This is a genomic window from Hydrogenophaga sp., assembly GCF_030158645.1.
Lineage (GTDB): Bacteria > Pseudomonadota > Gammaproteobacteria > Burkholderiales > Burkholderiaceae_C > Hydrogenophaga.
On sequence record NZ_JAOASO010000097.1, the window covers coordinates 1 to 8838 of the forward strand.

The following is an 8838-nucleotide window of genomic DNA, read 5'->3' on the forward strand; positions in this document are numbered from 1 at the left end:
GCACGCGCCGCTCACCTTCGACATCGTCGACACCTGGATGAAGCGCTCCATGGGAGGCTGCCAATACCACGTGGCACACCCGGGCGGGCGCAACTACGACACCTTCCCGATCAACGCCTACGAGGCCGAGAGCCGGCGCATGTCGCGTTTCTTCCAGATGGGGCACACGCCGGGTCACATGGATGTGAAGCCGGCCACCAGCAGCCGCGAGTTCCCCACCACGCTGGACCTGCGCTACTGACCGCTCGCCGGGTGAAACCCCTTGTGTGACGGAAGCAACAAGGCGGCGAACCCGGCGTCTCGGCGCCTGGAGGCCACCGGGCATACTCGGGTGCAGTGAACCACGACGCCTCCGACTCCCTGTTTGACGAGCTCAGTCCCGAGAACCCCGGCGACTGGGCTTTGTCCTTGTCGGTCCCCGCCGACCCGGGACATCGCGACGAGCTGCGTGCCGACGGCAAGCCCGACAGCGATGCCTTGGCCGCACCGTGGTCCAGCTTTTTCGAGCACATCGGCACCGATGGCTTCAAGGACCTGAACCGCCGCAGCGACAACCTGCAGCGCCAGATCCGCGACAACGGCGTGACCTACAACGTCTACGCTGACGCTTCGGCAGGCCTGCAGCGCCCCTGGGCACTCGACCTTTTCCCCATGCTTGTCGGCCCGCAAGACTGGGCGCAGATCGAAACCGGTGTGTTGCAGCGCACCCGCCTGCTCAACGCCATCATGGGCGACCTCTACGGCGAACGCGAGCTGCTCAAGCGCGCGCTGCTGCCCGCCGCGCTGGTGCAAGGCCACCCGGGGTACCTGCGCTCCATGCAGGGTGTGAAACCGCCGGGCGACACCTGGCTGCACATCGTGGGCTTTGATCTGGCCCACGGACCCGATGGCCGCTGGTGGGTGGTGGGCCAGCGCACGCAGGCGCCGTCGGGCCTGGGCTACCTGCTGGAAAACCGCATCGCGATCGCGCGGCAATTTCCCAAGGCGTTTGCCGGCATGAAGGTGCAGCGCCTGGCCGCGAGCTACCGCGCGCTCATGGACGGCATCAAACGCATGGCGCCCGAGGGCGAGAACGCGCGCATCGCGCTGCTCACGCCCGGCCCCTACAACGAAACCTATTTCGAACACGCCTACCTCGCGCGTTACCTCGGCCTCACGCTGGTCGAGGGCAACGACCTCACCGTGCGCGACCAGCGCCTGTACCTCAAGACGCTCAGCGGCCTGGAGCCGGTGCACGCCCTCATCAAGCGACTGGACGACGAGTGGCTCGACCCGCTGGAGCTGCGCTCCGACTCGCGCCTGGGCGTGCCCGGCCTGTTGCAGGTGCTGCGCGCCGGCAACCTGCTGCTGGCCAACGCGCCCGGCTCGGCGCCGCTCGAGTCCAGCGCCCTGCTCGGCTTTCTCCCTGCGATCAGCCGCCACCTGCTGGGTGAAGAGCTCGCCATGCCTTCGCTGGCCACCTGGTGGTGCGGCGAAGACGCCGCCCTGCGCGAGGTGCTGCCACTGATCAAGGGCAGCGTGATCAAACCGACCTACCCGCGCTCGGGCCTGGACACCGCCATGGGCCAGAGCCTGAGCGAGCGTGAGCTCGACGAATGGTCCGGCCGCATGGCACGCCATCCCGACGACTACACCGTGCAATCCTGGCTGCCGCTCTCACAGACGCCCACCTGGTCGGGTGAACGGCTCATGCCCCGTTCGGCCATGCTGCGCGTGTTCGCGCTGGCCGACGGCGCCGGCTCCTGGCGCGTGCTGCCCGGTGGCCTGGTGCGCCTGGCGCAGCGCGGCGAGCTCATCGCCGCGATGCAGCGCGGCGGCAGCAGCGCCGACTGCTGGGTGCTCACCGACGGCCCCGTGGACCACACCAGCCTGCTGCAATCGGCACCCACCACGCTGGCCTTGGCGCAGCAGAAGCGCCCGGTGACCAGCCGCGCGGCCGAAAACCTGTTCTGGCTGGGCCGCTACACCGAACGCGCAGAAAACAGCTTGCGACTCGCGCAGATCGTGCTCAACCACCTGGGCGGCGAAGAACCCAATTCACGCCCGCTCATGGCCTGGCTCACCGCCACCGCCACCGAGAACTCGCTGGTGATCTCCGAAGCACCCGCCGCCACCGCGTCACCGCGCGTGTTCGCGCGCAGCCTCATGGCCGCGCTCTCACCCACAGCCGACGACCCGCTGTTCGCCAAGTCGCACAGCGTGGGATTCAATTTGCGCGCGCTCAAGGCCGCCGCCTCGCAGGTGCGCGAGCGCCTGTCGCAAGAACACTGGCACCTGATCGAGCGCACCGAAACCGGCTTTGCACGCGACTGTGCCGCCCTGTCGACCGACGCCGAATACGCCACCGCCGAAGCCCTCACGGCGCTGCAGAGCACCAGCGAACTGCTGGCGGCCATCACCGGCTCACAAACCGACCGCATGGTGCACGACGACGGCTGGCGCCTGCTCTCCATGGGCCGCCACATCGAGCGCCTCATCACGCTCTCGCGCGCCTTGTCGCTCGCACTCGAACACGGGTGCGTGCACGACCAGGCCGGCTTCGAGGCCGTGGTCGCGCTGTTCGACAGCACCATCACCTTCCACGCGCAGTACCAGCAGCGGCGCGACATGGTGGCGCTGATCGACCTGCTGGTGATGGACCGCGACAACCCCCGTTCGCTGGCCTGGGTGGTGCAGACGCTGCGCTCGCGGCTGGCCAAACTGGCCCGCAGCGCCACGCCCCAAGACGCGGTGCTGGCCCAGGGCCTGCCCAACCCCGACACCTGGGTGCTGCCCGACCTGAGCAACTGGCAACGCAACCCTGAAGGCCTGCGCGTCTGGAGCGAACTGGCCGAATTGCTGGACGGCTGCGAGATAGCGGCGGTGGAACTCTCCAACGAGCTCAGCCGTCTGCACTTCAGCCACGCCGATCTGCGCAACCAGTCCCTGGGTGCATGACGTGTTACTTCGAATCCTCCACCGCACCCGCTACCGCTACCACGGCTCGATCGACCTGGCGCAGCACATGGTGCACCTGTGTCCGCTGCAGACACCTCACCAGCGCCTGATCGACAACGAACTGCGCATTGACCCGATGCCGGCGGCGCTCAGTCAGACCACCGACGTGTTCGGCAACCTGCGCACCTTCTTTTCGCTGCAAGCCACCCACAGCGTGCTCACGGTGGAAGCCGACAGCCTGGTGGAGACCAGCGCGCACCAGCCACTGCCACAGGCCCCGCCCTGGCGCGGCATGACCTGGGAGCGCGTGCGCGAGCATTTCCGCTACCGGGCCAACGCGCCCTTCGACCCCGCAGCCGAATTCCTGTTCGCATCGCCCTATGTGCCGCGCGACGACGCATTTGCCGCCTTCGCCCGCCCCGTGTTCAAGCCCGGCCTGCCTGCGCTGGCCGCGGCCCAGGCCCTCATGGAATTGATCCACACCGAGCTGACCTACGAGACCGCCAGCACCGAGGTGAACACCCCCGCGCTCGACGCGCTTGCCCAGGGCAAGGGCGTGTGCCAGGACTTCGCCCACATCATGCTGGGCTGCCTGCGCACATTGGGCCTGCCCGCGCGCTATGTGAGCGGGTACCTGCTCACGCGCCCGGCACCCGGCAAGGTGCGACTGATCGGCGCCGACGCCTCGCACGCCTGGGTGTCGGTGTACGTACCGATCGTGAGCGACTCGGATGATGAGTCCGACACCACCGGCGCCTGGTTCGACTTCGACCCCACCAACAACCGCTGCGGCTGGGGCAGCCCGGGCGAGGACTACGTGACGCTGGCCACCGGCCGCGATTTTGGCGATGTTTCGCCCATGCGCGGCGTCATCCAGAGCGGTGCCGGCCACACATTGCAAGTGGCGGTGACGGTGGCACCACCCGACGAATTGAAGGCGCTCGAAGCACAGGCCTCGCCACCGCAGGACTGATGCGCCTGCAGACGGCCTCGCGCAGGGGGCCGTCATTAGAATGGGCCGCTCATTCTTCAGGAGCCCTCCCATGAGCATTTACGACAAGCTGTCCCAACTCGGCATCGTCCTGCCGCCCGTCTCGGTGCCCGCTGCGGCCTACGTGCCCTTCGTGCAGACCGGCAACCTCGTGTTTCTCAGCGGCCACATCGCCAGACAGGACGGCAAGCCATGGGTCGGCCAACTCGGCCTGACGATGACCACCGACGAAGCCAAGCCCGCCGCCCGCGCTGTGGCCATCGACCTGCTCGGCACCCTGGCCGCCGCCTGCCTGGCCGCCGGCAAAACGCTCGACGACGTGAAGCGCATCGTCAAGGTGCTGAGCCTGGTGAACTCCACGGCCACCTACACCGAACAGCACCTGGTCACCAACGGCTGCAGCGAATTGCTCGGTCAGGTCTTCGGCCCGGTGGGTGCGCACGCGCGCAGTGCGTTCGGCGTGGCGCAACTGCCCATGGGCGCGTGCGTTGAAATCGAGTTGATCGCAGAGATCGGCTGACCCCCCGCGCGCCTCGCGGCGCTCCCCCCTGAAGGGGGGCCGCATCTGGGGCCAGCGGAGCCGGACCCTCGATGCGAACTGGGATGACCCACCGCGCGCCTCGCGGCGCTCCCCCCTGAAGGGGGGCCGCATCTGGGGCCGGCGGAGCCGGACCCTCGATGCCTCTGGTGGGAATCACTTCGGTCGTGTCGTTGCCTGCTGCTTCTTGCGCTTGCCTGCTCGCCGCACCTGGCGGCTCTGGGTGGCTTGCGCAGCGACTTCCTCCTTGGCTGCTCGTCTTCGCGCGAAGTGCCGTACCGCAAAACGGGTGACGCCGAACGCCAGCACCGCCACGGCGGCGGCGATCACGATCCCGGTCAGTTCTCCGCTGTTCATGGTCACTCCACCCGCGTGACGCGGCTGGGTTTGAAACCCAGGTCGGCCGCCTTGCCTTTGCGGCCGCGCGCCGCACGTGCGTTGTTCAGACTGCGGATTTCCAGCGTTTCGTCGCGCTCCTTGCCGCCGCGTCCGATGCCTTCGATCTTCACGCTGCGCGTGTAGGCCGCCGCGCCCGCCAGCGTGTCCTTGGGTTCGAGGTCGATCAGCATCAGGCCGCGACCGCCCTTTTCCATCAGCTTGAGCTCGCCGATTTCAAACGTGAGGATGCGCCCACCCGTGGAAGCGCAGCACACGTGGGTGGCGGCGTTCAGCGGCTGGCCGCCCGACGTGAACGCAGCGTGCGACGGTGCGCAAGGCGATTCGCCCTCGCCCAGGTTCAGGAAGGTCTTGCCGCCGCGCTGGCGCGAGACCATGTTCTCCACCGTGGCCAGGAAGCCGTAGCCACCCGAGCTGGAGAGCAGCAGCGCGGCGTTGGCCGGGCCGGCGAAGTAGTGCAGCGGCTGCGTGCCGGTCTCCAGCTCGATCAGCGTGGTGATGGGCTGGCCGTCGCCGCGCGCGCCGGGCAGGCTGGCCACGGGCACCGAGTACACGCGCCCGTTGCTGCCGAAGACGATCATGGTGTCCACCGTGCGGCATTCAAACGTGCCGTACAAGCCGTCGCCCGCCTTGAACGCGAAGCTGCCGGCCTCGTGACCATGGCCGGTGCGTGCGCGCACCCAGCCTTTGCTGGACACCACCACCGTCACCGGCTCGTCCACCACCTTGATCTCGGCCACGGCCTTCTTCTCGGTCTGGATCAGCGTGCGGCGCGCGTCCGCAAAGCTCTTCGCATCGGCCTCGATCTCTTTCACCATCAGGCGCTTGAGGCTGCCGGGGTTGCCCAGGATGTCTTCGAGCTTGCCCTGCTCTTCTTTCAGCGACTTGAGCTCCTGCTCGATCTTGATGGCCTCCAACCGCGCGAGCTGGCGCAGGCGGATTTCAAGGATGTCTTCGGCCTGCCGGTCGCTCAGTTTGAAGCGTTCGATCAGCGCGGCCTTGGGATCGTCGGCCTGGCGAATGATGGCGATCACCTCGTCGATGTTGAGCAGCACCAGCTGCCGCCCTTCGAGGATGTGGATGCGGTCCAGCACCTTGGTCAGGCGGTGCTGCGAGCGGCGGGTGATGGTGCCCTGGCGGAACTCGATCCACTCATTGAGCATCTGCCGCAGCGATTTCTGCGTCGGCCGAGCGTCCAGGCCGATCATGGTGAGGTTGATCGGCGCCGAGGTCTCCAGGCTGGTGTGGGCCAGCAGCGCGGTGATGAGTTCCTGCTGCTCGATGCGGCTGCTCTTGGGCTCGAACAGCAGGCGCACCGGTGCGTCCTTGCTCGACTCGTCGCGCACGCCGTCCAGCACCATGAGGATGCTGGCCTTGAGCTGCGTCTGCTCCTGGGTGAGCGCCTTCTTGCCGGCCTTGACCTTGGGGTTGGTGAGCTCTTCGATTTCTTCGAGCACGCGCTGTGTGCTCACGCCGGGTGGCAGCTCGGTCACCACCAGTTGCCACTGGCCGCGCGCGAGGTCTTCAATCTTCCAGCGCGCGCGCACCTTGAGGCTGCCGCGCCCGGTGCGGTAGGCGTCAACGATGTCGCCAGCCGGGCTGATGATCTGGCCGCCGCCGGGGTAGTCGGGCCCGGGCAGGACGGCGAAGAGTTCGTCGTCCGTGAGCTTCGGGTTCTTGATGAGTGCCACGCAGGCGTCGGCCACCTCGCGCAGGTTGTGGCTGGGGATCTCGGTGGCCAGGCCCACGGCAATGCCGGAGGCACCGTTGAGCAGGTTGAACGGCAGGCGCGCGGGCAGCTGCTTGGGCTCCACCGTGGAGCCGTCGTAGTTGGGCACAAAGTCCACCGTGCCTTCGTCGATCTCGTCGAGCAGCAGCGTGGTGATCTTGGCCAGCCGCGCTTCGGTGTAGCGCATGGCCGCCGCGCCGTCGCCGTCGCGCGAACCGAAGTTGCCCTGGCCGTCGATCAGCGGGTAGCGCTGCGCGAAGTCCTGCGCCATGCGCACGAGTGCGTCGTAGGCTGCCTGGTCGCCGTGCGGGTGGAAACGGCCGAGCACATCACCGACCACGCGCGCACTTTTCACCGGGCGCGCGGCCGTGTTGTTGTTGGGCCCGCTGAAACCGAGACCCATGCGGTCCATGCTGTACAGAATGCGCCGCTGCACCGGCTTCTGGCCGTCGCACACGTCGGGCAGCGCGCGGCCTTTGACGACGGAGAGCGCGTACTCGAGGTAGGCGCGCTGCGCGTAGTTCGCGAGGTTCAGGCCGTCGTCCGGCTCGGACAAAGGCAATTCGGGATTCAGGATGTCGGACATGCGTCGGTTCTAAAAGGGTCAGATGTCCACGTCGACCGAGTCGCCGTGCAGTTCCATGAGCTCGCGGCGCGAAGCGGCTTCGCCTTTGCCCATGAGCTTGGTGATGAGGGCCTCGGTGTCCGCGAAGTTGATGGCGCCCAGCACCACCGGCATGAGGCGGCGCGTGTCGGGGTTGAGCGTGGTGTCCCACAGCTGCTCGGCGTTCATCTCGCCCAGGCCCTTGAAGCGGCTGATGGTCCAGCTGGTCTCGCGGGCGCCTTCCTTGCGCAGCTTGTCGAGGATGGCCGTGAGTTCGCCCTCGTCCAGCGCGTAGAGCTTGGCCGCCGGCTTCTTGCCGCGCGCCGGCGCGTCCACACGGAACAGCGGCGGCTTGGCGATGTACAGGTGCCCGGTCTCGATCAGCTTCGGGAAGTGGCGGAAGAACAGCGTCAGCAGCAGCACCTGGATGTGCGAGCCGTCGACATCGGCGTCGCTCAGGATGCAGACCTTGCCGTAGCGCAGGCCGCTCAGGTCGGGCGTGTCGGTTGCACCGTGTGGGTCGACACCAATCGCGACCGCGATGTCGTGGATCTCGTTGTTCGCAAACAGCCGGTCGCGCTCGACTTCCCACGAGTTGAGCACCTTGCCGCGCAGCGGCAGGATGGCCTGCGTTTCCTTGTCGCGGCCCATCTTGGCGCTGCCGCCGGCCGAATCGCCCTCGACCAGGAACACCTCGTTGTGCGCCAGATCGCGGCTCTCGCAATCGGTGAGCTTGCCGGGCAAAACGGCCACGCCGGAGCCCTTGCGCTTCTCGACCTTCTGACCCGCCTTCTGGCGCGTCTGCGCGGCCTTGATGGCGAGTTCGGCGAGCTTCTTGCCGTAGTCCACGTGCTGGTTGAGCCAGAGCTCCAGCGCGGGACGAACAAAGCTGCCCACCAGCCGCACCGCGTCGCGCGAATTGAGACGTTCCTTGATCTGGCCCTGGAACTGCGGGTCCAGCACCTTGGCTGAGAGGACATAGGAGGCGCGCGCGAACACGTCCTCGGGCAACAGCTTCACGCCCTTGGGCAGCAGCGCGTGCAGTTCGATGAAGCCCTTGACCGCCTGGAACAGGCCGTCTCTCAAACCGCTCTCGTGCGTGCCTCCCGCGCTGGTGGGGATCAGGTTCACGTAGCTCTCGCGCACCGGCTGGCCGTCTTCGGTGAAGGCCACGCACCAGGTGGCGCCCTCACCCTCGGCAAAGCTCTCGTCTTTCGCGTCGGCAAAACCTTCGCCTTCGAACAGCGGGATCACCGGCTCGCCATTGAGCGTCTGCTGCAAATAGTCGCGCAGGCCGCCCTTGTAGAGCCAGGTCTGGATGTCCTTGGTCTTTTCGTTCACCAGCGTCACCGTCACACCCGGCATCAGCACCGCCTTGCTGCGGAGCAGGTGGGTCAGCTCGGCCATGGGCAGGGCGGCGGATTCGAAGTACTTGGCGTCGGGCCAGGCGCGCACGGTGGTGCCCTGCTTACGGTCGCCTTCGCCTTTCGGTGCAATGACCAGTGCCTCGATCACGTCGCCAGCCGAGAACGCGAGTTTCGCCACCTGGCCTTCGCGGTAGCTGGTCACTTCGAGGCGGGTGGAAAGTGCGTTGGTCACGCTCACGCCCACGCCGTGCAGGCCGCCCGAGAAGCTGTAGGCGC

Annotated in this window: 7 protein-coding genes; 4 read left to right on the plus strand and 3 right to left on the minus strand. The window is 67.5% G+C overall.

Features of this window, described 5'->3' with window-relative positions; translation table 11 throughout:
* The 4 genes from Q1W68_RS11190 to Q1W68_RS11205 all read left to right on the plus strand — a co-directional run.
* Window positions 1-241 (plus strand): transglutaminase family protein (locus Q1W68_RS11190; protein WP_300716705.1); only part of this gene is annotated, 241 nt, incomplete at its 5' end.
* Between the two features lie 95 nt (window positions 242-336).
* Window positions 337-2937 (plus strand): circularly permuted type 2 ATP-grasp protein, encoded by a 2601-nt coding sequence (locus Q1W68_RS11195; protein WP_300716708.1) that lies wholly within the window; start codon window positions 337-339, stop codon window positions 2935-2937.
* 1 nt (window position 2938) lies between these two features.
* Window positions 2939-3910 carry a transglutaminase family protein gene (locus tag Q1W68_RS11200; protein WP_300716711.1) on the plus strand — a complete coding sequence of 324 codons (972 nt, stop codon included), beginning with the start codon at window positions 2939-2941 and terminating at the stop codon, window positions 3908-3910.
* Window positions 3911-3980: 70 nt separating this feature from the next.
* Window positions 3981-4448 carry a RidA family protein gene (locus Q1W68_RS11205; protein ID WP_300716713.1) on the plus strand — a complete coding sequence of 156 codons (468 nt, stop codon included), beginning with the start codon at window positions 3981-3983 and terminating at the stop codon, window positions 4446-4448.
* Between the two features lie 174 nt (window positions 4449-4622).
* On the opposite strand, the gene Q1W68_RS11210 is transcribed toward Q1W68_RS11205, so the two are convergent.
* From Q1W68_RS11210 to Q1W68_RS11220, 3 genes are all read right to left on the minus strand, one after another.
* Window positions 4623-4823: a hypothetical protein gene (locus Q1W68_RS11210; RefSeq protein WP_300648793.1), complete on the minus strand. Its 201-nt coding sequence runs from the start codon at window positions 4821-4823 to the stop codon at window positions 4623-4625.
* 2 nt (window positions 4824-4825) lie between these two features.
* Window positions 4826-7177, minus strand: coding sequence for a DNA topoisomerase IV subunit A (gene parC, locus Q1W68_RS11215; protein WP_300716715.1), 2352 nt, complete (start codon window positions 7175-7177; stop codon window positions 4826-4828).
* Window positions 7178-7195: 18 nt separating this feature from the next.
* The coding region (locus Q1W68_RS11220; RefSeq protein WP_300716717.1) for a DNA topoisomerase IV subunit B at window positions 7196-8838 on the minus strand (1643 nt) is incomplete at its 5' end.